Genomic DNA, 25,597 nt, shown 5'->3' on the forward strand with positions numbered 1-25,597 from the left:
CCGCACCGCACGTTTTTCAACGGTCGATGGCGGCCATGTCGGGCTCCGCATGGCGGTCACCGGACGCAGGTGGCAGGTTGTTCAGCCGGGCGGTCTGATCGGCAGTGAGCCGGATACCGTCGGCGGCGCTGTTTTCTTCGAGCCGGTCGACTCGCTTGGTGCCCGGGATAGGTGCGATGCCGTCGCCCTGTGCGAGTAACCAGGCCAGAGCGACCTGCGCAGGTGTGGCATCGATATCGTCGGCGACTTCGCGTACCTCGTCGGCGATACGCAGGTTGCGCGTGAGGTTTCCGCCGGTGAAGCGGGGATTGGTGCGACGCCAGTCGGCGACGTCGAGGCCATCGAGGGAGCGGATGCGACCGGTCAGGAAGCCGTGCCCCAGGGGCGAGTAGGGGACCAAACCGATCCCGAGCTCACGCAACGTGGGTAGCACTTCGGTCTCGGGGTCCCGGGTCCACAGCGAGTACTCGGATTGGACGGCTGTCACTGGATGAACCGCATGGGCCCGGCGGATCGTCGCCGCGGCGGCCTCGGAGAGCCCGATGTGGCGCACCTTGCCCGCGGCTACCAACTCGCTCAACGCTCCCACTGTCTCCTCGATGGGAGTGCCGGGGTCGACCCGGTGCTGGTAGTACAGGTCGATGTAGTCGGTTCCGAGCCTGCGCAGCGACCCGTCGACAGCTGCGCGGATGCTTGCCGGAGTGCTGTCCGGGCCCGGACGGCCGGTGTGCGAGATCAGGCCGAACTTGGTCGCGAGAACGACGTTGTCCCGGCGGCCCTTGACGGCGCGACCCACCAATTCCTCGTTGATGTAGGGCCCGTAGACCTCGGCGGTGTCCAGATGTGTGACACCGAGATCCACGGCGCGCTGAATGGTACGAATCGACTCGGCCTCGTTCCGGCCGGCGCCGGTGTAGAACGCCGACATTCCCATGGTCCCGAGGCCGATGCGCGAGACCTCCATCCCGCCCAGCGATGTGAACTGCATCGGGTTGTCCCTTCCTGGATCTGCTCGCAGGTTCCGCATGTCGATGCGAAACCGGTCTCGGCGCCGCCGACAGACGCGTAACGGCTCCGGTGACACACAGCGCCGCCGACGGTTACGTGATCAACCGGCAGCGCGAAGAACTTGATGCATCAAGAACTACACCTTGGAACTTGACCTGTCAAGAAGTTCGGCTAGGGTGGCCTCATGGCGAGTACGGCAGCTGGCACGAAAGGGCAACGGGGCCGGCGGCCGCGGAACGCTCCGGCGACCGCGGAAACGGCGGCTGAAGAAGATTCCGGCGCAGGCGAACCCACTGAACCGCATGCCGGAACGCAATGGCTGAACCACGATGAGCGGGCGGCGTGGCTGGCCAACTCCGCGCTCATGATCAGCTTGCCGGCTGCCCTCGACGCGAGGATGCAACGCGAGGCCGAGCTGACCTTCTTCGAGTACATGGTGCTGTCGGTCCTGTCCGAACAGCCTGCTCGCACGCTGCAGATGAGCGACCTGGCCGCGCGGACCGCGGCATCGTTGTCGCGGTTGTCGCATGTGGCTGCGCGGCTGGAGAAGCGCGAACTGCTCACCCGAGCCCGCGTTCCCGGCTCCGGCAGACGCACCGTTGCAGTGCTCACCGAGGCCGGTTACACAGCGGTTGTGGCGGCGGCTCCGGGTCATGTCGCCGCGGTCCGCGAATACCTGATCGACCAGCTCGAGCCGCACGATCTGGCGGCACTGTGCCGCATCGGCACCGCGGTCGCCGCCGCCCTCGAGCGCGAATAACTCGACGCAGCGTCTGCGGCAGCTCCGCGTGCTGTGGCCCTGAATTATTTCCTGCTTCCCTTCCCGGCAACGGGAATCGGCACGGCCAATAGCTTCAGTACTGTTAACTAATCCGTTGCCGGGAAGAGACCCGGCGCTTGCGCCGGCGGCAGAGAATCTCTCTCGTAACGGGAACGAGAGAGTGCGGGTGCTGGATGGTCGTCGGTCACGGCGTGGATCAGAGTTCGTATCGCCATGAGGATCTGCCCGATGGACGAGGACGGTTCGGACGATTCGGCGGTAGATATGTTCCCGAGGGACTCATGGCCGCGTTGATCGAACTGGGCAGCGCCTACGAACAGGCTCGTGCCGACGCCGGATTCGTCGATGAGCTGGCCGAACTGATGCGTGCCCGGGTCGGGCGGCCGACCCTGCTGCACCAGGTGCCGCGGTTCGCGGCGCGGCTCGGGGTGCCGGGGGTGAAGGTTTATCTCAAGCGCGAGGATACGGCGCACACCGGGTCGCACAAGATCAACAATGCGCTCGGGCAGGGGCTGCTGGCCAAGCGGATGGGTAAGCGTCGCATCGTCGCCGAAACCGGTGCGGGGCAGCACGGGGTCGCGGTGGCGACGGTGTGCGCGATGCTCGATATGGCGTGCACCATCTATATGGGCGCCGACGATATGGAACGGCAGCGGCACAATGTTGTGCGGATGCGGCTGCTCGGTGCCGATGTGCGGGCGGCGGAAACGGGGAGCCGGCGGCTCAAAGAGGCGATCAGCGAATCCGTTCGCGACTGGGTCGCGCATGTGGACAGCACCCATTATCTTTTCGGCACGGCCGCCGGGCCCGCTCCCTATCCGCGGATCGTGCGGGATTTCCAGACCATCATCGGGGTCGAGGCGCGGGCGCAGATCCTGGCCGCGGAGGGGCGGCTGCCCGATTACGTTCTCGCGTGCGTGGGCGGGGGAAGTAACGCCGTCGGCACGTTCCACCCGTTTGCCGCCGACCCGCAGGTGCGACTGGTCGGTGTGGAAGCGGCGGGGCACGGGATCGGCACCGGGGCGCACGCGGCGTCGCTGAGCGCGGGGTCGCCGGGGGAGATGGACGGTAGCTTCAGCTATCTGCTGCAGGACGACGACGGGCAGATCGCGGTCACCCACAGCGTGGCCGCGGGCCTGGACTATCCGGGAGTCGGGCCCGAACTCAGCTATCTGAAGGAGACCGGCCGCGTGCAGTACGCCGCCGCGACCGACGCGCTGGCCCTGCGTGGACTGCAGATACTCAGTCACAGTGAGGGGATCATCGCCGCCCTCGAATCCGCCCATGCGGTGGGCTACCTCCTGGATGTGGCCGAGCGAGGCGAGCTACCGCACGATTCCGTAGTGCTGCTGTGCCTGTCGGGCCGCGGGGACAAGGATCTGGAGGTCGCCGCGCAGCGGTTGGGGCTCGGCTGATCGCGCTGTGCCGTATACCCTGCGTGGATATCGCGCCGGGGTCAGGCGGGAGTGTGCGCGGTGCCCTCCCCGGTACGGGCGATTCTGGCATGTGCGGGTGGGCTGCCGGGATCGGAGACGCGTACCGGCTCCGGTAGGGCCGGCCAGTAGTGCTCGGTGAACAATCGGGCGACCAGTTCGCCACGACTGGAGACCTCGACCTTCGCGAACACCGCCTTGATGTGGTCGCGGACCGTATGCGGGGAGAGGAAGAGCGTGCCGGCGATTTCGGCGGTGGTCAGGCCCCGCGCGATGAGCTGGGTGACCTGGAGTTCCCGGGAGCTCAGGCCGTGTGCTTCGGCGATCAGCGCCGCCAGGTCGGCGGGTGTGGCGGGTTCGATGATCAGGGCGACCGGGCCGGGACCCGAGTCGCCGCCGCTGAGGCTCGAGGCGTGGCAGGACAGCCAGCGGCCCTCGGTGTTCCGGATGCGCAACCGGGCGTTACCGTGGTCGAGGCCGGCGGCCAGCGCCCGCGCCTGCAGGACCGCGCCGACAACCCAGATCGGAAATCCCAGCCCGAGCTTCGACGGAACGGATGGGCCCGCCGGTAGCGATGCGAGGTGTTGCCGGGCTTCCTCGTTGATCGACAGCGCAGCGCCCGACTCGTCGAACAGGATCAGGCCGGGGGCGGGCGAATCCGTCTGCGTCGGCGCGGGGGCCGGCCTGGCGAAACCACGCAGTCGCGCAGCCAGGGGTTGCGAGAGTTCGGCGAGCAGGGCCACCTCGTCCGCAGCGAAGTCGGCGGTGCCGCGGAACAAGCTGACCAGACCCCACGGCCGGTCGCCGATCCGGAGTGCCACACGCAGTTCATCATGGATACCGTGGCCGGCGAACAGCCGCCGGAAGCGCGCGCTGCGCGCCGGGAGATCGCCGGTGGCCGCACGTAGCCCGGCCGCCGGGACGGGTGCGCGTGTCAATTCGCGGAAAGGTACGACGTTCTCCTCGAGGAGTTCGCTCGCCCAATAGTCGGCACATCCCTCACCGGAGCCGAGATTCTCCACCAGCATCGGCGCCGTGATCAGACCGGTCTCCGGATCGGCCGCGGTCCACACCGCCGAATCGAACGGTACGAGCCGGCGGATTCCCGCTGAGATCCGGCCGAACAGGTCGATGCTGTCGACGGCTCGGTCGGCGGCGGACAGTACGGATACGTGTGCCTGGTTCATAGGTTGCCTCCGCGTTCCAGCGTGCCCGCGAGGCGGCCCGGCGCCAACCCCTCATCCGGGGGATTCGGTCCTGATCACGCACCCACTCACGCGGGATGGTTCCCGGTCGTTGCGTCCGCGAATGTCGATGGCAGACGAACGGAGAGGGAAATATGGATATCGCAATTGTGGGTGGTGGTTCGGCGGCGGTTGCCCTGCTGGACGCACTGGCAGTATCGGCGGACGAATTCGCGGACCGCCCGGGGTCGGTGACTGTTTTCGAGCCGTCGCCGCAGCTGTGGCGCGGCCGGCCCTACGCGGCGGACCTGGACTCGGTGCTGGTGAATTCGATACCCCGGCTGATGTCGATCCGGAGCGGGGACTTCGGCCACTACAGCGGCTGGCTCGGCGAGCGCAGCACCGGCCACCTCGACCAGCGACTCGGGGAACCCCTGGTGCCGCGTGGACTCTACGGCGAGTACCTGGTGGACTCCGCGGAAGGGGCCCTGGCAGCATTGCGCGAACGGGGGTGGAGTTGCGGCGTTGTCCGCGGCCCGGTGACGAATATCGTTACCGCAGGAGACGGGTTCGTACTCACGACAGGCGACGGGCAGCAGCATCGGGCGAGTCGTCTGGCACTGTGTGCAGGCGGCGGGACATCTCCGGATCCGTACGGTCTGAGCGGCCTACCGGGATATATCCACGACCCATACCCGTTGGCCCGCACCCTCGACGAGATCGCGCCCGAAAGTGCGGTATCGGTCGTCGGCAGTGGACTGGTGGCCGTCGATATCGTCGTATCGCTGGCCGCCCGGGGGCATTCCGGCCGGATCACCCTGCACTCCCGCAGCGGAATGCTGCCGCACGTCTGGCAGCGCCCGAACCCGCGAGTCTCCCGGCACCTGACCGGCGAGCGGATCACGGGCCTCTACCGGGAACAAGGATTTGTCACGGTCGACGACCTCGTAGACCTGGTACGCGCGGAAATCACCGGCGCCGGGGAGAGTTTCGACGACTTCGCGGCGGAGATCCTGGATACGAGCGAGGATCCGGTGGCCCGGCTGCGGCGGCACATCGGCGCGATCGACGATCCCGGGATCGGCCGGCGGTTGCTCCGGGAGTCGGCGCACCAGTTGGGCGCCTCCGTGTGGCCGCTCCTGCGGGAGACCGATCGAGCCCGGTTGCGGAGGTACTTCCGCACGGTGAACGCCGTCGCTTCGCCGATGGTCCCGGTCAATGCGCTGACCGTCCTGGACATGCTGGATACCGGTTGTCTCAGGCTCGCTCGCGGCGTGCGGGCCGTCGAGCCGGTGTCCGGAGGCTTCCGGGTTCACGACGCCACCGGCACCGGTACGGCGGATACCGTGATCAACGCGGTGAACCCGGCACCGCAGGCGGTTCCGGCCGCGGCGCGCGGGCTGGTCGATTCCCTGGTGGACACCGGCCTCGCCACGCGTCATCCGGAGGGCGGGATCACTCCCGCCGACCCTCGGGTGCACATCGTGGGGGACCTCTCGGGCGGCGGTTCGTTCATGACCACCGGCATCCCCGGGATCGCGGGCCGCGCGGCCGTTACCGCCCGGGCGCTGCGTGGCGGTGAACGACTCGCCACGCCCGGCCGCCTCACCCGCCTGCCGGCATGACGTCGATCACAGCGGAAACGGTCCGGTATGTGAGACCGGGGCACGGAATCGCCGGTTTCGGCGGCTTACGGCCACTTTTCGCCGGCGTCCGGGAATAGCGCGGCGCGAAAATCGATTGATCCCAGGAGTAGCCGTAGGAAAGACTGGCGCGTCACCGATGAGCCGGACGGGTCGCCTCCGTCTGCTCTCATATGTGGCCCGGGCCCGGTCGACGACGACCGCCCGGGGCCGCGTACCAGTTCGTTCCCGACCCCGGAGGTAGCCGATGCCCGCACTGAAGTCTGTTCGCCGGGCGGGCGGAGGCACCCCGGCGGTGATCCGGCTGCTGGTGATCGCGACGTTCGTGGTGATCTTGAACGAGACCATCATGATCAACGCGATTCCGCGGCTGATGAACGACCTCGAGGTCACCGAACGGGCCGCGCAGTGGGTGTCCACGGCGTTCATGCTGACCATGGCCGCTGTCATCCCGGTGACCGGCTGGTTCCTGCAGCGGGTCACGACGCGGCGGGCCTACGCGCTCGCCATGGGAATCTTCCTCGCCGGGACGGCGCTGTCCGCGGTCGCGCCGTCGTTCGCGGTGCTGCTTGTCGGGCGGATCGTGCAGGCGGGCGGTACGGCGGTGATGATGCCGCTGCTGATGACCACCTTGATGACGGTGGTGCACGAACGTGATCGTGGCCGGGTCATGGGCAATGTCACCCTCGCGATTTCGGTGGCGCCGGCGATGGGACCGGTCATCTCGGGTCTGGTGCTGCAGGTCGCGTCGTGGCGGTGGCTGTTCGTGCTGGTGCTACCGATCGCGGGGGTGGTCACCTGGTTCGGCCTGCGCAGTCTGGAGAACGTCGGTGAACCGGAAGCCGGCTCGATCGACTGGTTCAGCGTCGTCTTCGCGGCACTCGGTTTCGGCAGCCTGGTCTACGGGCTCAGCCAGTTCGAGGCGGGCAGTGTCACGACCCCGGTGCTGATCACCGTGGCCGGGATCGTCCTCATCGGTTTGTTCGTGGCCCGGCAGCTGTGGTTGCAGCGCCACGGGACACCGCTGCTGGATCTGCGGGTTCTGCGGGCGGCCACCTATGCCAAGGGACTGGTTCTCATGGCGGTGGCGTTCCTGGCGATGCTCGGTTCGATGATGCTGCTGCCGCTGTACCTGCAGAATCTGCGCGACCTGTCGCCGCTGCTCACCGGTCTGCTGGTGATGCCGGGCGGGCTGGCTATGGGCCTGCTCGGACCGGTGATCGGCCGGATGTTCGACCGTTTCGGCGGCCGCGTCCTGGTGATCCCGGGGTCGATCGCGATCACCGCGGCGCTCGCGGGCTTCACCCAGATCTCGATCAGCACCCCGTACTGGCAGCTGCTCGGACTGCACATCCTGCTCATGATCGGGCTGGCCGCGGCCTTCACGCCGGTGTTCACCCTCGCGCTGGGCGCGCTGCCGGAGGACCTCTACTCGCACGGCAGTTCGATGCTGGGCACCCTGCAGCAGGTCGCCGCCGCGCTGGGCACCGCCCTGGTGGTGACCGTGATGGCGACCCGGGCGGGCACGCTGGAGGACGGCGGCGCCGATCCGGTGTCGGCGCAGCTGGGCGGGATGCAGTGGGCGTTCGCGGTCTCGGCGGCCCTGTCGCTGGTCGTGATCGTCATGGCGGTCTTGCTGCCGAACCGGTCCAGCGCACCCGACGACGACGGTATCGACGAGAAGGCCGAGGCGGAATTGGTCGAGGCCTGATCGTCGCCGTTCCGGCACATTTTCGGCACTGCGTGTCATATTCTTTCGGCGATAGCCGGATCGACAGTGACGGAGATGGGTCATGGGGACACTGGACGGCAAGGTCGCGTTCATCACCGGAGCCGGTCGCGGCCAGGGGAGAAGTCATGCGGTGCGGTTCGCCCGGGAAGGTGCCGACATCATCGCCGTCGACACCACCGCGGACGCGAAGAGCGTGCCCTACCCGTTGGCGACCGCCGAGGACTTGGCCGAAACGGCTCGGTTGGTCGAAGCCGAAGGTCGCAAGATCGTCGCCCGGGACGCCGATGTTCGCGATCTGGCTGCGCTGACCGCCGCCGTCGACGACGGAGTGAAAGCCCTCGGACGACTCGATATCGTGGTCGCCAATGCCGGGATCTCCACGCCCGCCCCCACACTGGGCATGAGCGAGGACACCTGGCAGGAGATGATGGATATCAACCTGACCGGAGTCTGGAAATCGTTGAAGGCATCCGTGCCGCACATCATCGAATCCGGGCACGGCGGTTCGGTGGTCATCACGAGTTCGGTGGCCGCGATGGTCGCCATGGAGAACATCGCGCACTATTCCGCCGCGAAAGCCGGTTTGGTGGCTCTGATGAAGGTGCTGGCCAAGGAACTGGCGCCGCACAGCATCCGGGTCAACACCGTCCACCCGGGCACGGTCGGCACCGATATGGTCTACAACGAATCCACCTACCGGCTGTTCCGCCCCGACCTGGAGAACCCGGTACGGGCCGATTTCGAAGCGGTTGCCGGGAAGATGAACCGGTTGCCGGTGATCGCGCTCGAACCCGAGGACATCACGGACACCGTGTTCTTCCTGGTGTCCGACGCCGCGAAATACATCACCGGCACCACCCACGTCATCGACGCCGGGAACGTGCTGTAGGCGCCCGGCGCCCGAATCTGCACCCGGCGTGCGGGTTCGGCCGGCTTATGCCACTGTGGGTGCGAGGATGACTACGCAGGACTCGCTCGACCGATTCTGGAGAGGCGGAAAGTTCATGGTGGCGAAGAAGTTTCGGAGGAGCGCCGCGGCAGCGTGCGGTGCGGCGGTATTGCTCGCGCTGCCGCTGCTGTCCGCACCGGCCGCGAACGCGGCGGTGGCGCCGAAAATCGATATCGCGGTGAGCGGTAAACCGACCACGGCGTCGGGGGACACGGTGCCGACCGGGTGCGGTGTGCGGCTGGAAGCGACCGTGACCCTGCCCGACAGCAGTCCGGTGGAGACCGGGACGGTCCAGTTCTTCAACCGTGTCCCGGACAACGGCGATGTGTTCCTCGGCAAGGTGCCGGTGCAGTACGGCATGGCGAGTCTCACCTGGACGGCGAGCACGGTCGGCGCGAACGGGCTGAGCGCGGCCTATTCCGACGGCCTCCCCGATCTCTTGCCGGTGTCGGCCGGGACGCAGGTGACCGTACGACCGGGGCTCCAGCTCGGCGGACTGTGCCTCTGACAGCGGGATAGCCGCCACGGGCCGCCGCCGGGGCGCGGCGGCCCGCGCTCGCCGGTTCCGGGGCGCGGCGTAGATTCGGCGTATGTCCAGGGATGACAGTGCCGCGGCCGCGAACCATCAACCGCTGCTGGTGCTGGTGAAGATCACCGAGATCCTCGATGCCTTCTCGCTGGCGCGGCCGTCCTTGACGCTGGGGGAGATCCAGCAGGCCACCGGGTTCCCGACCTCCACGGTGCAGCGGCTGGTGACGAATATGGTCGCGCAGGGGCTGCTGGATCGCGCGGGTGATCAGATCCGGGTCGGGCTGCGGATGAGCTACTGGGCGGCGACGGCCGTGAAGGGCCTGGATCTGCTGTCGATCGTCGACCCGGTACTGCGCGAAATCCGCGACGAGACCGGGGAGACGGCCTGTGTGTTCCGGGCCGACCACGGGTTCCGTGTCTGTGTGGCCATAGCCGAGACCCGGCATGCGCTGCGGCGGGATATGTACGTCGGAAAGATCATTCCGCTGTATGCCGGCTCGGCAGGCAGGATTCTGCTGGCCTGGAATCCGGACCTCGCCGAACAGGTGCTGGCCGCGCCGCTGGAACCGCTCACCGAGATCACCGTGACCAGCCCCGCGGAACTGCGCTCACTCATCGCGCAGGCGAAGGCCGACGGATATGCGATCAGCGCCGGGGAGCGCGAGGATTCGGCCTCCGGGCTGTCGGCGCCGATCTTCGACGCGGCCGGGAATGTGGCGGCGGCGCTGACGATCAGCGGTCCGACGATCCGGATGCCGCGGGAACGGTGTGAGGAGTGGGTGGACCTGCTCGTCGGCTATGCCGAACAGCTGACCCGCACGCTCGGCGGTCGTATCCCGGCCTGAACCCGGAGTGGACCGCGAGATCTCGCAGCTCTGCCCGCTGGACGGCCGGCTTGCTCAGGCCCGAGTCCGCCGATTCACCGCGCAATCGCCGGTACGGCAATGCCGCGACCACCCCGGCGAGTACCGGACAGGCCGCCGAGCTACTCGGCGCATCTATGGAGCGCATCGCCTCCAATATGCTCGCCGCCCGGCTCGCCGAACTCGTCGACGCCGGGCGTGTCGACCTGACCGGCGAGGGTCAGCGCCGCCTGGACGATGTAGTCGTCGTCGCAGAACGGTGCGCCGCCCAGAACTGGGCGCTCGGCAGCCCGTTCAGCGATCCCGGTTCTTCCGAGGTTCAGTGGGGCAGAGCCTCGGGATTGACCGCGTACGGCGGTAGTTCCCCGCGGACCATGGCCACGGCGTTCTCCGCGCAGCGCCGGGCCATCTCGGCCCGGACCGGTACGGTGGCGCTGCCGACGTGTGGCAGCAGCACGGTATTCGGCAGTTCGGCGAGCCCGGGGGCCAGCCGCGGTTCTTCCTCGTAGACGTCGAGTCCGGCCCCGGCGATCGTTCCGTCGCGCAAGGCCGACACCAGCGCCTGCTCGTCGACCACCGGCCCGCGCGCGGTATTGATCAGGATCGCCGAACGTTTCATCGCGCCGAGGACGGCGGCATCGACGAGGTGGCGGGTCGCCGCCGTGAGCGGGACGTGCAGCGAGAGGTAATCGCTGGTCTCGACCAGCTCGGGCCAGGAGACATGGCGTACCCGGCCGGCGAATTCGCCCAGCTCCTCGTCGGTGACGACCCGGTCACCCGGCGGGCGCGGGCAGAACGTGACCGTCATTCCGAAGGCGAGGGCTCGCCGGGCGGTGGCCCGCGCGATCCGGCCGAAACCGGCCAGTCCGAGGGTTTTTCCGCTGACATCACTGCCGAGCAGCAGCTCCGGTTCCCAGCCCTGGAACTTCCCGGCCCGGACGAAGGCGTCCGCTTCGACACAGCGTCGCGCGACCGCCAGCATCAGCAGCACGGCGATATCCGCGGTGGAATCGGTGAGCACACCCGGGGTGTTGCCGACGACGATGGAGTTCGCGGTGGCCGCCGTGATGTCGATGTTGTTGTAGCCCACCGCGAAATTGCTGATCCCGCTGATCCGGGCCTTGTCGAGCAGGGGTGCGTCGAATTCGTCCCGCAACTGCGCGACCACCACCCGGTAGTCGCCGGAGGCGCAGGCCGCCGCCAATTCGTCGTGGTCCATCCGAGTTCCGGCGACCGTCACGGTGCCCGCGGCTTCGAGTAGCCGCATTCCGGGGTCGGGCAGGGGCGTGGTGACGAGGAAATCGGTGCCCGTCACGCCTGCCCGCCGATCACCCATTCGAAGGCGTGCGCTTCCGACCGCGCGCCCTGGGCGGTCTTGGACCGGTTGGGTTCGCCGAGTTCGCCGAGCATCCGCTCACTGATATCGACCATCCGGGCCAGGGTGGCGGGGGTGAGCCAGTCCGGACGGGTGGCGAACAGGATGTCCTCGCTCGCCGTGTTGCCGCTCGCGCCGGGCGCGAAGGGGCAGCCGCCCAGACCGCCCAGGCAACCGTCGACCATTCCCGCGCCCGCGTCGATCGCGGCCAGGGTGTTGGCGACGCCCAGGCCCCAGGTGTCGTGGCCGTGGTAGACGATGCGCCGGTCCGGGGTCGTGGTGCCGACGGCCTGGATCAGCTGCCGGACCTGCGCCGGTACCGCTTGACCGAGGGTGTCGCAGATGACGATATCGGCGGCGCCGTCGGTCCGTGGGTCGGCGGCGATGCCCAGCACCCGCTCGGGGTCGATCACACCCTCGAACGGGCAGGTGAACGAGGTCGCGATGCAGAGCTGAATGGTCCCGCCGCAGTCCCGGGCCAGCTCCACGGCCCGCGGCATGGCGGCCACGCTGTCCTCGGTGGTGCGGCCGATATTGGCCTTGTTGTGCGAATCCGAGGCGGAGAAGCAGTACTGGAAGTTGCGGGCGCCCGCGGCGGCCGCCTTCTCGATATGCCGGGGGGTGGCGACCCACACCCAGCATTTCGCGAGTTCCTCGGGAGTCAGTTCGGCGATCACCTCGAGGGTGTTCGCCAGCGGCGGCACCAGGTCGGGGCGCGCCATCGAACCGATTTCGAGCTCGGGTACGCCCAGGGCGAGCAGTTCGCGGGCGATTTCCACCTTGCGTTCGGTGGACAGCAGTTTCCCGGTGAGCTGCAAACCGTCGCGGAGTGTGACATCGCGCAGCTGCGCGGCCGGCGTGTATGTGAAGGTCATACCGTCACCTCGGTTTCGGAAGTGCCTGCGATGGAATCGATTTCGTCGTCGGTGAGGTGGAGCACCGACGCGAGTACCTCGCGTGTGTGTTCACCCAGATCGGGTCCGATTGTACGGATCGGCAACGAGGCGCCGCCGATCACCGGGACGATGCCCGGGAAGCCGACGGTGCTGGGTTCGGCGGCGCCGGTGTCCACGGTGAACTGCTGGATCATATTCCGGGCGGCGTACTGTTCGTCGTCGCAGATATCGGCGGCGGTGTAGATCGGACCCGACGGCACGCCGGCCTCGTCCAGGAGTTTCAGGGCTTCTTCGCGGGTGTGCCGGCTCGTCCAGTCGGAGATCGCGGCGTCGAGTTCTTCGCGGCGGCGCCAGCGGGCGGCGTTATCGCGCAGGTCGGGGTCGGCCGCGAGATCGGGCCGGCCGATGATCTCCATATAGCGCTGGAAGATGCCGTCCCCGTTACCGGCGATGATGATGCTGAAACCGTCGTTGCACGGGTAGGCGTTGGACGGTGCGATACCTTCCATCCGGCCGCCCACCCGCCGCCGCTCGACCCCGTACGCGGTGTAGTCGGGGACCAGCGATTCCATCACCGACAGGATCGACTCGTTGAGCGCGACATCGATGATGCGCTGTTCCAGCGGGATCGCGGAGGTGCTGCGAGCCCGCTGGAACAGTGCCATGACAGTGCCGAACGCGGCGTAGATTCCCGCGATCGAATCACCGATGGAGACACCGGTGCGTACCGGTGCCCGGTCGGGATCGCCGACCAGTTCGCGCAACCCGCCCACCGCTTCCGCCACGGCGGCGAATCCGGGCCGCGCCGACTGTGGCCCGGTCTGGCCGTACGCGGAGATACGGGTGATCACCAGATCGGGGTTGACCTGCTGCAGTTCCTCCGGCCCGAGACCCCATTTCTCCAGCGTCCCGGGGCGGAAGTTCTCCAGCAGCACATCGCATTCGCGGACCAGATCGAGGACCAGCGCGCGGCCCGCCTCGGTTTTCAGATCCAGCACGATGGACTTCTTGTTGCGATTGATCGTGCGGTACAGCATCGAGGTGTCGCCGCCGTACAGCCGCCACCGGCGCAGTTCGTCACCGGTGACCGGGCGCTCGACCTTGATCACCTCGGCGCCGAAATCGGCGAGCATCCGGCCGGCGGTCGGCGCGGCGATGTAGTTGCCGAGTTCGAGGACCCGGATATCGGCCAGCGGACGAATTGCCTGGTTGCGCATAACTTCCTTTTCGTTCCGGAGGGTCAGAGGACCAGACTCAGCGGCATGATGAGCAGAATCGCCACCACCGAGGCGACCGAGACACCCACCGAGCAGGACTTCAAGGTGCCGCGGGTGGTCTGACCCATCAGCGATTGCAGGAGCCAGAAGGTGTTGCTGGTGACGTGGACGGCGAACAGTGAACCGGCGCCCGCCGCGAGCGCGATGAGCACGGGATCGATCCCGAGGGCCGGTGCGACCGGGGCGAGGATGCCCGCGGCGGTGATCGCCGAGATGGTCACCGAGCCGACCGCGATATGCAGCACGGCCGCGATCACCCACACCATCAGCAGCGGCGCGGCACTGCTCGCGGTGAAGTATTCGCCGAGGATATCGCCGAGACCGATGGCCGAGATGGTGGCCGCCAGCGATCCGCCGACGCCGGTGAGGATCAGGATCTGGCCGCTTTCGCTGAAGCCGGTGGCGATGGACCGCTGAATGCGCTCGATACCGACGGCTCGGCGGCCCACCATGCTGGTGCCGAGCAGGCCGATCAACAGAGCGATGACCGGGGTGGACAGGAATTCGACCACCGGGTTGTGGACTTCGGCGACGTCCAGGATCGCGCCGACGGCGATGAGGATCAGCGCGGTGCACAGCGGCGCGAACAGCAGTGCCAGCGGCGTCTCGGTGCGGGTCTCGGCCGCGGTCTTGGTGGCCACGCCACCGGACCCGGACCCGAGGTCGTGGTCGTCCTCGGTGGGCTGCTCGAGCGGATCCTGCTGTTCGTCACGCTCCTCGTTCCACCAGCCGCGGTCGAACAGGAAACACATCACCGCTACCGCGATCGCCACGGTGGGGATCACCAGAACGAGCCCGAAGAGCAGCATTTTCCCCAGCGGTACGCCCAGCAGACCGGCCAGCGCCAGCGCCCCGACACCCGGCACCGTCAGCACGATGCCGCATTCCCCGCCGATCGCCAGGGCGGTCGCCATCTTGGCGGTGCCCTTCTTTCCGATCTTGGCGGCGGTGCTGCGGGCCAGCGGAGCCGAGATCACCATGAGCACGTCGAGGTAGATCGACTGCAGGAACGTGGCGAGCGTCAGCGACATGGCATAGGGCATGCGGTGGGCGCCCAGGAGCCGGACCAGCGTCCCGACCAGGCGCTGGATCGCGCCGGTTTCCTGCAGCATCGCGCCCATCAGGACACCGAAGGCGACCAGCAGGCCGACCTCGGCCATGATGTCGCCGAACCCGGTGGTGATGGTTTCGACGGTTTTCCCGGCGCCCAGCCCGGAGGTGAGCCCCAGGTAGGCGGCGCCGATCACCAGCGATACCGCGGGATTGAATTTGAATCGGGTGATCAGCACGACGACGGCGAGGATCGCCGCGGCCGTATTGATCATCGTTGCAAGGTCTGACATGTGCTTGTTCCCATCGCGTCGCACCCGGGTGAGTGCTGTTCCCGCAGTCGAGCGGGGCAGTACGCCGTGACTCAGGCCACAGCAGACTCATATTATGAGCAGAGACTCACAATATAAGCAAGGCGCGTAGTGCTCAGTCCGGGGTGGGCCGATAGCTGGGGCCACGGTCGCGGACGACCCGGAGCAGCCCGGTCTCGGCGTACTCCGGCTGGGGTTCGCCCAGCTGTGGTTCGCCGATCTGGCCGCGGTAGTACAGCCGGGAACGGACTCGCGGGCTCATCAGGTACGCGCCGGCGAGGACGAAGGTCAGCAACTGGAACGCGGCGGGCTCGGCGGCCATGAGGTGGTCACAGAATTCCCGGGGCTCGTGATCGCGGGAACGCCGCAGCAGATCCCGGAACGCGACCACCAGGTCCGGGCGCAGGGACAGCACGCGGTCGAGGAACTCGGCCGAGACACCGGCCTGGTCGGCGGACAGGTCGTCGCCCTGTGCCGGGATGAGCTCCTCGCCGAGCAGGTAGGCGGCCTCGCGGTCGTCCTCGGTCAGCACCGGCGCGGTCATCGGTTCCGGCCCTTCGTTTCGATCAGGTATTTGCTGCTCCACAGCGCCAGCGCCGCCTGGGTGGCGGCCGGGTTCACGCCGCCGCTGGTCACCCAGGTGCTCGAATCGAACACGAACAGGTTGTCGATATCGTGGGTGCGGCCGTAGCGATCGGTGACCGAGGTGCGCGGATCCGTGCCCATGCGGGTGGTCCCCATCAGATGCCAGCCGCTCTCCTTGACCATGGGCCCGACGATGGTTTCCACGGCGCCCGCGGCCTCGAACGATTCGACGGCCTTGCGAGTATGCCAATCGAGCATGGCCCGGGAATTCTCGTCGGTGCGGTAGGTGATCTTCGGCGCGGGCAGTCCGCTGGGGTCGGTGAGGGAGCCGGACAGGGTGACGCGATTGTCCGCGACCGGCAGGTCCTCAGCGACGATGCTCCACATCGGGGTGTGCCCGAGGCGGCTGCGCAGGGTCCGGTGGAAATCCTCGAACCACATCGGGGCATCCGATTGCGCCCACGGGTAGGACCGGGTGATTCCGAGCGGGCCGCCGGTCGGCTGCAGACCCCATTTCGCGCCGCGCACGAAACCACGCGACTCATCCGTTTCATAGAACTGCATGCTGTGGATCTGCTGACCCCACGATCCGGCGGTGGTCCCGAGATCCTGCTCGAACACCCCGGCGACGGCGCCGAAAGGATGCATCATCAGGTGCGTGCCCACGAGGCCCGACGAATTGGCCAGTCCGTCGGGGTGTTCGGGGGTCGCCGACATCAGCAGCAGGCGCGGGGTGCCGAGCCCGTTCGCGCACAGTACGACCGCGTGGGCGTACACCGCGTCCACCCGGCCTTCCCGGTCGATGTACTCCACGCCCGAAGCCCGGCCGTTCTCGGTGAGGATCCGGGTCGCGCGTGCCCCGGTGCGCAGGTCCGCGCCGCGGCTGCGCGCCGCCGGCCAGTGCGTGATATCGGTCGAGGCCTTGGCGCCTTCGGGGCAGCCGGACATGCAGGTACCGTGTTGCCGGCAGGGTTTGAGATCGCGGTAGACCCGGGTGGAGATCGCGTTCGAACCCGGCCACCAGTGCCAGCCCAGTTCGTTGAGCGTGTCCGCCATCAGCCGCCCCGCGGCGCGGATCGGCACCGGGGGATTGGGCGGGCCCTCACCGGGCGGATACGCCGGATTGCCCGCCAGGCCGGAGACACCCATCTGCCGTTCCGCCTCGACGTAGAAGGGCTCGAGGTCCTCGTAGGTCAGCGGCCAGTCGTCGGCGACACCGTCGAGGGAACGGACCCGGAAATCGCTGGGCGTCATCCGATGCCATTTCGCGGAATACAGCACGGTGCCACCGCCGACCCCGTTCCACATCAATGGGCTGATATCGGAATCGCTGTCGTCCACGGGATAGTCCGCCGCGCCGCGCCGCTGATTGGGATTGCGGCCCCAGTGCAGATCCGCGGTGACCTCGAAATCGTCGAAATCGGCGCGGGCGTTGGCATAGTCGGGCCAGTCACCCTGCTCGAGGCAGACGACGGACATACCGGCGGCGGTGAGCTCGGCGGCCGTGATACCGCCGGACAGCCCGGCACCGACAATGACGACATCGACCGGATCGGTTCGCTTCATTTGAACTGGTTCACTTTCGATTCCTTCTCCCCGGCGCGGTCAGCGCGGCCAAGTGACGACCTTCTCGACCGACATTTCCCGGATCGCCGAGGCTGGTCCTTCCTTCCCGTAACCACTGCCCTTCACTCCGCCGTAGGGCATGTTGTCGGCGCGGTAGTTGGAGCAGTCGTTGATATGCACACCGCCCGCCTCGAGCGCCGCCGCCACCGTGGTGGCCGTCTCGATCGAGGAGGTGAAAACACCGGTCATGAGGCCGAATTCGAGCGCGTTCGCGGTCGCGACGGCCTCGTCCAGTGCATCGAACGGATAGACGGCGACCACCGGCCCGAAGGCTTCGAGCCGGCTGATCTCGGCCTGCGCCGAGGGCGCGTAGAGCACGGTCGGCAGTACCACCCCGTCGCGGACGCCGCCGGTGAGCAGTTCGGCACCCTGCTCCACCGCGTTGTCGATCATCGACCCGAGCCGGTCGGCGGCGGCCGCGGAGATCACGGTGCCGAGTTCGGTCGCCGGATCGTAGGGGTCGCCGACCCGCAGTTCTGCCGCGTGTCCCGCCATTGCCTCGGCCAGGTTCCGGGCGACCGTCCGCTCGGCGAATACCCGCTGGACCGAGATACACGATTGCCCGGAGGACACCATCGCGCCGTGTGCGCAGCGGCGGGCCGCGAGGTCGAGATCGGCGTCGGCGGCCACGATGGTCGCGGTGTTCGAACCCAGTTCCAGGACGGTGCGTTTGAGGTGGGCGCCGGCCGCGGCGGCAATCGCCCCGCCGACCGCGGTGCTCCCGGTGAACGAGACCAGCCGGACCACCGGATGCTCCACCATCGCGCTGCCGACCGCGGCGTCACCGTTGAGCACGCTGATCGCGGCCGGCGGCCACCCGGCGCCGACGGCGTAACCGGCCAGCGCGACCGTCGCCAGCGGCGTGCGGTCGCCGGGCTTGAGCAGGACGGGGCAGCCGGCGCCGATCGCCGCGGAGAGTTTGTGTACGGCCAGCAGCAAGGGGAAATTGAAACCGCAGATCCCGGCGACCACGCCCACCGGCTCCCAGACCGTGTACGCGCGGCGGCCGCGCCCGGACGGGACGGCGTCGACCGGGATCTCCCGCCCGGTCAGGCCCGCGGCGGCGTGGGCGGCGGCGTGCAGCGTCGCGACAGCCCGGTCGACCTCGCCGAGCGAATCACGCAGCGCCTTGCCGACCTCCCGGGTGATGACCCTGGCGAGGACGTCCCGGTCACGGGCTATCGCGGTCGCCATCCGCTCGAGGATCTGCGCACGCTCGCCCCGGTCCAGCTCCGCACATCGGGTCCGCGCGGCGTGCGCGGCGGCCGCGGCCTCCGCGACCAGGCCGGGATCGGCCACCGTGCAACGGAACACGTCCCGGTTGTCGGCCGGTGAGGTGATATCGACCGGATCGCCTGTGGTGCGGGGCCGGCCGGCGATCACCAGCGGCACCGGTGTGTTCGCGGCTCCGGGGGCGAAATGTGCCGGAGCGAATGCGTTCTCGGGGCCCGCCTCGGCCCGGTCGGTGAGGGTTTCGACGCCGGCGGTCACAGTAGCTCCTCGTTCGTGGTGGCGTGCCCGGGCGGAGGGCCGGGCTGCGTGCGCTGATCCTGGCGGGCCAGGCGATTGAGCAGGACGGACCGGGCCGCGAGGATATGCGCATGCTGGATCCCGGCCGCCCAATCCGGATCACCGGCATTGAGCGCATCGACCAGCAGATGGTGTTCCTGCAATGTCTTCGCCATCTCGGTGCGCGTGTACAGGAAGAAGATCCGGTGCATCAGCGGAACGTGGGTCACGCCCGTGAGCGCGGCTACCAGCCGCGGACTTCCGGAGGCCTCGAAGACGAGATTGTGGAACCGCAGATTCAGCTCACCGAGCAGGTGCCGGTCGGGATCCTCGGTCTCGCCGATCCGGGTCATTTCCGTGGCGAGATCGGCCAATGCGGCGATCGGTACCTGCTCGGAGCGTATGGCCGCACGGCGGGCTGCGAACGATTCCAGCACCGCGCGCAGCTGGTAGATCTCGTCGATCTCCTCCCACGACCACTGCGGAACCTCGAAACCGCCGGCCGGGCGGGCATCGAGGATGCCTTCGCCGCTGAGCAGCTGGAAGGCCTGCCGCACCGGGGTCCGGCTCATCCCGAGCCGTGCGGCGACATCGACCTCGCGCAGGCGTTCGCCCGGTTCGATCGCACCGTTGAGTACCCAGCGGCGGATCTCCTCGGCCGCGTTGCGGGTCAGTTCACTTGCTCGGGATGTGGGCATCTGTAGTCCTTGCTCTGAGGGAAGGCGGTGCGGCCGGTCAGTGGATCGGGTCGGGTACCCGGGCCGGTTCCTCCGCTGTCGTAGGCGTGGCGGGCTTCTCGTCGTCGACGAGATCGTCGCCGTGTAGATCCTTGCCGGTGAGCAGGAAGGATGCGACCGCACCGCAGATCGCGGTCAGCAGCAGGTAGATCGAGGGGGAGGGGGTCCAGTCGGTTTGCTGGATCAGGAAGGTTGCCACGAAGGGTGCGCTGCCGCCGAACACGGCCGCCGGAATATTGAATCCGATCGACACACCCGACGAGCGGATCGACGCGGGGAACAGCTCGGGCATGGTGGCGGCCGAAGCGGACAGATAGATCGCGGTGAACACACCCAGCAGCAGCTGGCTCAGCAGGGCGAGAGCCGGGTTGCCCAGGGTGATCGCGGAGAACACGGGGAAGACGATCACGGCGAAGCCGATCGAGCCGAACAGCAGCACCGGGCGCCGGCCGATCCGGTCGGACACGGTGGCCACCAGCGGCAACGTCACCATCGTGGCCGCACCGGCGCACATGGTGGAGATCAGGGAGAAGGTCGAGCCGTAGTCGTTGACCGTGCCGATGTAGGTCGGCATATAGGTGAACACCGCGTAGAAGCAGGTCGCGTGCATCGCGCCGATCCCGATGATCAGGGCCAACCGGCGGCCGCGGCTGAGCACCTCCCGCCCGGGGGAGCGGCTCAGCGTGCCGGTCTCGCTCATCGCCTGGAAGTCGGGAGTTTCCTCGAGCTTCGCGCGGATGTAGAGGGCGATGGCGGCCAGCGGTGCGGCGAGCAGGAACGGGATCCGCCAGCCCCATTCGGCCATCGTGTCGTCGCCCAGGGTGGCGGTGAGCGCGGTGACGACCGTGATACCGAGCATCAGCCCGGCGGTCGTGCCGAAGGTGAGCCAGCTGATCCCGAAGGCGCGGCGGTTGCGTCCCGCGTATTCGAGCAGGAAGGCGCTGCCGCTTCCGTACTCGCCACCGGCGGAGAAGCCCTGCAGGGTCCGCAGCGCGACGAGAACGAGCGGGGCCGCGATACCCCACGAGTCGTAGCCGGGGAGCACCCCGATGCCGACCGAACAGGCCGCCATCACGGTCAGGACCAGGACGAGTACCCGTTTACGGCCGATCCGGTCGGCCAGCGGGCCGAGTACGAATCCGCCCAGCGGCCGGGCGAGAAACGCCAGCCCGAATACGGCGAAGCTGCTGAGTAGCTCGGCCGTCGGGTCGTCGGACGGAAAGAATGTCGCCCCGATATGGACGGCGAGGAAGCCGTACACCGTGAAGTCGAAGAACTCGATGGTATGGCCGACGGTGGCTCCGACGATGGCGCGTGCGCGCTTCGGCGGGCGAGCAGGTGCCCGAGTACTCATTGGTCACTCCTGACTGGCGGCGGAAACCACCCGGTGGTCCGCCGGTGATGTGCCGTGATCGGCACGGTGCTGCTGATGCGACTGGTGGGCTGCTTGTGACTGGCCGCACATCCTTCGGCATACTGTATTCATAATGTGCCGGAGATCGCAAGAATTCAGATGAATGACCAGGTGGATGTAGATGAAAACAGGGAGATGTATACATTTTTGCGATGGTTGGTGGCGATCGCGGAGGCAGACACTCGCCCGCCCGCACACGCTTGCCCGCCTCGGCGGGCCTGGCTAGGGTTACCGCGCACTCGCTGTGATTCCGAACGCGTCGGGCGTCCATCTCGTGCTGGGCCGTTATCGCCGGTCAGGCCGGCTCCTGCTCTCCACTCGTGTGAACCGATGAACGGAGGACACGATATGCCGATACGTGAAATCCCCTGGCCCGCCGGCACGCCGTGCTGGGTCGATTGCCAGGTCGACGACACCGACCGCGCCCGCGCTTTCTACAGTGCGCTGCTCGGGTGGGAGATCGCCGATACCGCGCCCGAAGCCGACGGCTACCTCATGGCGACGGTGCGGGGGCGCCCGGCCGCCGGGATCGGGCCGAAACCGGCCGGACAGATCATGCAGTCGACATGGACGACCTATCTCGCGACAGATGACGCCGACGCGACGGCGGCGGCCGTCGCCGATGCGGGCGGAACGGTACTGGCGCCACCGTTCGATGTGATGGATATCGGCCGGATGTTCGTTGCCGCCGACCCCACCGGGGCGGTGTTCGGCGTCTGGCAGGCGCGGCTGCATTCCGGCGCCGGGATCTACAACGAGCCCGGGGCCTACTGCTGGAACGAGGTGCACACCGACGGCTACGAACGCGCACAGAGTTTCTACTCGCAGGTGTTCGGCTGGACCTTCACCGAGGTCGGCGCGGGCACGGAGATGACCTACGCGACGTTCGCCCTGGAGCCGGGCGGGCCGCCGGTGGGTGGCATCGCCGATGCCACCGGTATCCCGGATTCCGGCCCGTCGCACTGGCTGGCCTGGTTCCAGGTCGCCGACACCGACGCGACCCTCACTTCCGCCGCTGAACTCGGCGGGGCGGTGTTGACGGGACCCCAGGACAGTCCGTTCGGACGAATGGGCGTGCTCAGCGCCCCGCAGGGCGAAGCCTTCGGCGTGATCGAGATTTCCGAATCGGCCGATTCGACGTCCTGACAGATATCCGGCAACAGTCCGGTGCCGGACCCCCAGGTAGAGAACAGCGGCCCGCACCGGGCGTTCGGCCCACAAGCCGTGCCGACCGGCCCCGAACCGATCGGTTCGGGGCCGGTCGGTCCGCTGTTCAGGACCCTTCGTCCGGTGCGCGCTCGGTTCGATCCACCCGTTCGTTGATCAACTCGTCGTCGTCGGCGGGCGGTTCGGGGTCGCGCCATTCCTCCGCCCTGCTGGACCGGTTGCCGCGCAGCGTGCCCTGCAGCTCGTGGGCGAGCTCGTCGTCGCGGATCGGGCTGTGCTTACTGCTTCCTCGTTCCATCTCGTCCTCCTACCTCCGGCGGCGGGGGTCAGGTATAGCGCAGCAGGGCGCCGACGCCCTCGCTCGGTGCGACGCCCGCGTCGACCGGGGTGATGGTGCCGCCGCGCACCAGAACGCCCACCGGCAACGCTTCGTCGGCGCGGCAGTGGGCCGACGTATCGGACAGTGCGCCGAGCGCGGCCGGATCGCGGAGCGGTTGCGGATCCAGCCGGACCGTACGGTCGCCGAGTGTTGCGGCGTTGATCAGCAGATTCTCGGTGTTCGCCGCGAGTAGCGCCGACATCGTCGCGGACAACCCGGCCACCGCCGGTCCGTCGTCGCGGCCGCGGGCCTTGTCGAACCGCGCCACCGTTTCCGCGCGCAGCTCCTCGGCTTCGGCGGCGACGAGATCGCGGACTTCGGCGTCGAGTTCGCCGGTATCGGTCCCGGCGGCTCGGCCCCCGGATTCGAGTTCGACAACCCGGGCCCGGGTGAACCCCAGCGCGCGGCGGACCTCCGCGCGGGCGGTGACGTCACCGGCCAGCACCACGATCCGCGCGCGGACCCGTTCGGTCAGGCGCTTCAGCTCGGCGGCGATATCGTCGGCATTGCGCCGCACGGTCTCTTCCACTCGCCGCTGCATCGACCGGTGCGACCAGCCGCCGCCGTGCCGCACCTTGTGGATCGGATGGCCGCTCCCTTCGATCGTTTCCCCGACCACCTCGCCGTTGTCGTCGACCCCGTACAGTTCCGAGCCGACCTTGTCCACCACCGCCACCGCATGCGGAACCTCGGCGGTTTCGTGTTCGATGAGCGGCAACAGATATGGCAGGGGCGATACGCGGACGATCTCCGGCTGTATCGGGCGCGGCAGCCGGCGGTCGACCAGCACCGCGTCGGAGTCGGCGATCAGTACGCGCCCCGCGCGTCCCGGCTCGGGCTCGCTGCCGGTGACCGCCGCGCCGAGTAACTCGACCATCCGGTCGGAAGCCCCGGCGTCGGTGAGGCGTTCGGCGAGCGCGCGCCAGCGCAGCGCGCGCTGCTGTTCGGCGTCCTCCGTGTCGTGTTCGGCGTCGATATACAGCGAGGCGAACGGACCGGGTCGTTGCGCTAGTTCTCTGATATTCATGCCAGTCACGTGGGCCGCGTACCCGGCGCCGCCGGATCGAATCCGGTCATCCGGGGTCGATCTCCGGGCGCCGGCGCCGGGTACGGAAGGATCCGGAATTCGCGCGCGATCTCTCGCGTCATGCCGGTTGCGCCATCACCTTGCGCAGCGGTTCGTCCAGTTCGGTGCGGTAGAAGTCCATGAAACCATCGGGGTCGGGTCCGGCGTTCTGCATCACCAGATGGTCGAACCCGGCATCCACGAAGGGCTGGGCGACGTCGAGGTAGCGCTGCGGGTCCGGGCCGCAGGCGAACTTCTCCAGGATGTCCTCCTCGCGGACCGTGGCGGCCGCGGCCGAGAAATTCACCGGATTGGGCAGTTCACTCATCACTTTCCAGCCGGTCAGCGCCCAGCGTGAGGTGTCGTGGGCGGCCCGGGCCGCGGTGTGCTCGTCGGGCGCCCAGGCCATCGGCACTTCCGCGTAGCGGGGACCGCTGCCCCCGGCTTCCCGGTAGTGGCTGACGAGTTCCGGTTCGGGCTGGGTGGCGAACAGGCCGTCGCCCAGTTCGCCGGCGATCCCGGCCGCCCGCGCTCCGCCGGCGGCCACGGCGATCACCGGTGGTTCGTCGGGCAGGTCGAAAACGCGTGCGTCCGACAGCTTCAGGTATCGGCCGTCGTAGGACTGGTATCCGCCCTGCCACAGCAGGCGGATGATCTCCAGGGCTTCGCGCAGCAGCCGGTGCCGCCCATCCACATCGACCGGGAAACCCTCGCCGACGACGTGTTCGTTGAGGCGTTCGCCGGAGCCCACACCGAGCGTGAACCGGCCCTCGGACAGTAGCGCCAGGGTGGCGGCGGCCTGCGCGATGATCGCCGGGTGATACCGCACGGTCGGGCAGGTGACACCGGTGGCGAGCCCGATCCGCTCGGTCTGTGCGGCGATACTGCCGAGAACGGTCCAGGCGAACGGGGAATGGGCCTGATTGTCCAGCCAGGGATGATAGTGGTCGCTGATCTCGACGAAATCGAACCCGGCCGCTTCGGCGCGCACGGCTTGCCGGACCAGTTCGGCAGGCCCGAAGGCTTCGGCGGCCAGCTTGTACCCGATCTGCATAATTCCTCCGAAAGCTGTGGTGGCTGAATTCGCACGAAAGGTTTCGTGCCGGTCCCGGACCTGTGCGCGGTACCCGGCGGCCGGTCGGTGAAACCCGGTACGGGCGCGTCAGCTACTCGTGAGCGCCCGGTCCGGGGTGCGGGTCACCGTGGCGCCGGAGGCGGCGGCGATACGGGCGAAGGCGATGGCGTCGTGGACGGCCGCGCCACCGGGGTCGTTGTTGAAGTAGACGTAGATATCGTCGTCGCCGGACCAGGTCGTGGTCAGCCGCTCGACCCAGGTGTGCAGTGCTCGCCGGCCGTAGCGGGGCCACGGATCGGCGCGGCCGCGGTGCAGGCGCAGATACCCCCAGCCGGTGGTCCGCCACAGCGGTGTCACCGGACGCGACCCGGCATCGGCCCAGCACAGCGCGGCATTGTTCCGTTCGAGAACCGTCCGCACCGCCGGGGTCCACCACGATTCGTGCCGGGGTTCGACCGCGACCCGGATCCGGTCCGGAAAACAGCGCAGGCAGGTGTCGAGGAGTTCGGGGTCGGCGCGCAGGGTGCCCGGCAGTTGCAGCAGAACGGGACCGAGCCGGGAGCCGAGTCCCTCGGCGTGACGCATCAGGCGATCCACGGGTTCGGCGGGATCCCGCAACCGTTTCATATGGGTCAGGAACCGGCTGGCCTTGACCGCGCAGACGAAATCGCCGGGCGTTCGCTCCCGCCAGGACGCGAAGGTGTCGCGGCTGGGCAACCGGTAGAACGCATTGTTGTTCTCGACGGTCGCGAAGCCGGCGGCGTACCGCTCGAGCCACAGCCGCTGCGGGCAGTTGTCCGGGTACAGGACGCCGCGCCAATCCCGGTACTGCCAGCCCGATGTGCCGACGCGCCACGGCATCTCGCTCACCTCATGCCGCGGCGGCCGGGTACTGTTCGCCGAACGGGTGCCCGGTTCCGCTTTCCGCTGCCGGTAGGTGTCATACGCGGCGACTACCCCGGACCGCCCCGGTCATGCCATAAGTCATGGACCCGGTTGATGACCG

The 25,597-nt window shown here is 68.3% G+C and carries 23 protein-coding genes; 8 read left to right on the top strand and 15 right to left on the bottom strand.

Going from position 1 to position 25,597, the window contains the following annotated elements:
• Window positions 1–16: 16 nt before the first annotated feature.
• Window positions 17–988, bottom strand: a complete 972-nt coding sequence (locus ACIA75_RS33390; protein WP_397111037.1) for an aldo/keto reductase — start codon at window positions 986–988, stop codon at window positions 17–19.
• Between the two features lie 204 nt (window positions 989–1,192).
• Here ACIA75_RS33390 and ACIA75_RS33395 point away from each other — a divergent pair, with 204 nt between their 5' ends.
• Together ACIA75_RS33395 and trpB are read left to right on the top strand one after the other, a co-directional pair.
• A complete protein-coding gene (locus ACIA75_RS33395; RefSeq protein ID WP_397111038.1) occupies window positions 1,193–1,768 on the top strand; it encodes a MarR family winged helix-turn-helix transcriptional regulator in 576 nt (191 codons plus the stop codon).
• Between the two features lie 194 nt (window positions 1,769–1,962).
• Window positions 1,963–3,204, top strand: coding sequence for a tryptophan synthase subunit beta (gene trpB / locus ACIA75_RS33400; protein ID WP_397111039.1), 1,242 nt, complete (start codon window positions 1,963–1,965; stop codon window positions 3,202–3,204).
• Between the two features lie 41 nt (window positions 3,205–3,245).
• On the opposite strand, the gene ACIA75_RS33405 is transcribed toward trpB, so the two are convergent.
• A complete protein-coding gene (locus ACIA75_RS33405) occupies window positions 3,246–4,409 on the bottom strand; it encodes a LuxR C-terminal-related transcriptional regulator (RefSeq protein WP_397111040.1) in 1,164 nt (387 codons plus the stop codon).
• Window positions 4,410–4,561: 152 nt separating this feature from the next.
• Here ACIA75_RS33405 and ACIA75_RS33410 point away from each other — a divergent pair, with 152 nt between their 5' ends.
• The 5 genes from ACIA75_RS33410 to ACIA75_RS33430 all read left to right on the top strand — a co-directional run bounded on the left by ACIA75_RS33410 (window position 4,562) and on the right by ACIA75_RS33430 (window position 10,106).
• Entirely contained in the window at window positions 4,562–6,031 is a 1,470-nt protein-coding gene (locus ACIA75_RS33410) for an FAD/NAD(P)-binding protein (RefSeq protein WP_397111041.1), read from the top strand.
• Window positions 6,032–6,296: 265 nt separating this feature from the next.
• The gene (locus tag ACIA75_RS33415) at window positions 6,297–7,760 is read left to right on the top strand and encodes an MDR family MFS transporter (protein WP_397111042.1); all 1,464 of its coding nucleotides are present in this window, start codon (window positions 6,297–6,299) and stop codon (window positions 7,758–7,760) included.
• A gap of 82 nt (window positions 7,761–7,842) precedes the next feature.
• Entirely contained in the window at window positions 7,843–8,670 is an 828-nt protein-coding gene (locus tag ACIA75_RS33420) for a mycofactocin-coupled SDR family oxidoreductase (RefSeq protein WP_397111043.1), read from the top strand.
• 67 nt (window positions 8,671–8,737) lie between these two features.
• Window positions 8,738–9,238 (top strand): Ig-like domain-containing protein, encoded by a 501-nt coding sequence (locus ACIA75_RS33425; RefSeq protein WP_397111044.1) that lies wholly within the window; start codon window positions 8,738–8,740, stop codon window positions 9,236–9,238.
• Between the two features lie 82 nt (window positions 9,239–9,320).
• Window positions 9,321–10,106, top strand: coding sequence for an IclR family transcriptional regulator (locus tag ACIA75_RS33430; protein ID WP_397111045.1), 786 nt, complete (start codon window positions 9,321–9,323; stop codon window positions 10,104–10,106).
• Window positions 10,107–10,443: 337 nt separating this feature from the next.
• On the opposite strand, the gene ACIA75_RS33435 is transcribed toward ACIA75_RS33430, so the two are convergent.
• From ACIA75_RS33435 to ACIA75_RS33475, 9 genes are all read right to left on the bottom strand, one after another.
• The gene (locus tag ACIA75_RS33435; RefSeq protein ID WP_397111046.1) at window positions 10,444–11,439 is read right to left on the bottom strand and encodes a 2-hydroxyacid dehydrogenase; all 996 of its coding nucleotides are present in this window, start codon (window positions 11,437–11,439) and stop codon (window positions 10,444–10,446) included.
• Window positions 11,436–12,374 carry a hydroxymethylglutaryl-CoA lyase gene (locus ACIA75_RS33440; RefSeq protein ID WP_397111047.1) on the bottom strand — a complete coding sequence of 313 codons (939 nt, stop codon included), beginning with the start codon at window positions 12,372–12,374 and terminating at the stop codon, window positions 11,436–11,438. Before ACIA75_RS33440 ends, ACIA75_RS33435 begins: the two co-directional genes overlap by 4 nt.
• A complete protein-coding gene (locus tag ACIA75_RS33445; RefSeq protein WP_397111048.1) occupies window positions 12,371–13,612 on the bottom strand; it encodes a CaiB/BaiF CoA transferase family protein in 1,242 nt (413 codons plus the stop codon). Before ACIA75_RS33445 ends, ACIA75_RS33440 begins: the two co-directional genes overlap by 4 nt.
• 23 nt (window positions 13,613–13,635) lie before the next feature.
• On the bottom strand, window positions 13,636–15,015 hold the full coding sequence (locus ACIA75_RS33450) for a GntP family permease (protein WP_397111049.1): 1,380 nt from the start codon (window positions 15,013–15,015) through the stop codon (window positions 13,636–13,638).
• 133 nt (window positions 15,016–15,148) lie between these two features.
• The gene (locus ACIA75_RS33455) at window positions 15,149–15,577 is read right to left on the bottom strand and encodes a hypothetical protein (protein ID WP_397111050.1); all 429 of its coding nucleotides are present in this window, start codon (window positions 15,575–15,577) and stop codon (window positions 15,149–15,151) included.
• Window positions 15,574–17,184: a GMC family oxidoreductase gene (locus ACIA75_RS33460; protein ID WP_397111051.1), complete on the bottom strand. Its 1,611-nt coding sequence runs from the start codon at window positions 17,182–17,184 to the stop codon at window positions 15,574–15,576. The genes ACIA75_RS33455 and ACIA75_RS33460 overlap by 4 nt, the downstream gene beginning before the upstream one ends.
• A gap of 39 nt (window positions 17,185–17,223) precedes the next feature.
• Entirely contained in the window at window positions 17,224–18,735 is a 1,512-nt protein-coding gene (locus ACIA75_RS33465) for an aldehyde dehydrogenase family protein (protein WP_397111052.1), read from the bottom strand.
• Window positions 18,732–19,451 (bottom strand): GntR family transcriptional regulator, encoded by a 720-nt coding sequence (locus tag ACIA75_RS33470; RefSeq protein ID WP_397111053.1) that lies wholly within the window; start codon window positions 19,449–19,451, stop codon window positions 18,732–18,734. The genes ACIA75_RS33465 and ACIA75_RS33470 overlap by 4 nt, the downstream gene beginning before the upstream one ends.
• 37 nt (window positions 19,452–19,488) lie before the next feature.
• Window positions 19,489–20,844: an MFS transporter gene (locus tag ACIA75_RS33475; RefSeq protein WP_397111054.1), complete on the bottom strand. Its 1,356-nt coding sequence runs from the start codon at window positions 20,842–20,844 to the stop codon at window positions 19,489–19,491.
• A gap of 408 nt (window positions 20,845–21,252) precedes the next feature.
• Here ACIA75_RS33475 and ACIA75_RS33480 point away from each other — a divergent pair, with 408 nt between their 5' ends.
• Window positions 21,253–22,050 (top strand): VOC family protein, encoded by a 798-nt coding sequence (locus ACIA75_RS33480; RefSeq protein WP_397111055.1) that lies wholly within the window; start codon window positions 21,253–21,255, stop codon window positions 22,048–22,050.
• A 127-nt stretch (window positions 22,051–22,177) separates the two neighbouring features.
• Here the strand turns inward: ACIA75_RS33480 and ACIA75_RS33485 are convergent, their stop codons facing one another.
• The 4 genes from ACIA75_RS33485 to ACIA75_RS33500 all read right to left on the bottom strand — a co-directional run bounded on the left by ACIA75_RS33485 (window position 22,178) and on the right by ACIA75_RS33500 (window position 25,452).
• Entirely contained in the window at window positions 22,178–22,369 is a 192-nt protein-coding gene (locus ACIA75_RS33485; protein WP_397111056.1) for a hypothetical protein, read from the bottom strand.
• Between the two features lie 28 nt (window positions 22,370–22,397).
• Window positions 22,398–23,477, bottom strand: coding sequence for a Vms1/Ankzf1 family peptidyl-tRNA hydrolase (locus ACIA75_RS33490; protein ID WP_397111057.1), 1,080 nt, complete (start codon window positions 23,475–23,477; stop codon window positions 22,398–22,400).
• A gap of 118 nt (window positions 23,478–23,595) precedes the next feature.
• Window positions 23,596–24,570: a TIGR03557 family F420-dependent LLM class oxidoreductase gene (locus ACIA75_RS33495; protein ID WP_397111058.1), complete on the bottom strand. Its 975-nt coding sequence runs from the start codon at window positions 24,568–24,570 to the stop codon at window positions 23,596–23,598.
• Between the two features lie 108 nt (window positions 24,571–24,678).
• Window positions 24,679–25,452, bottom strand: a complete 774-nt coding sequence (locus tag ACIA75_RS33500) for a DUF72 domain-containing protein (protein WP_397111059.1) — start codon at window positions 25,450–25,452, stop codon at window positions 24,679–24,681.
• Window positions 25,453–25,597: the final 145 nt, after the last annotated feature.

The organism is Nocardia sp. NPDC051750, assembly GCF_044453135.1.
In the GTDB taxonomy this organism is placed as follows: domain Bacteria; phylum Actinomycetota; class Actinomycetes; order Mycobacteriales; family Mycobacteriaceae; genus Nocardia.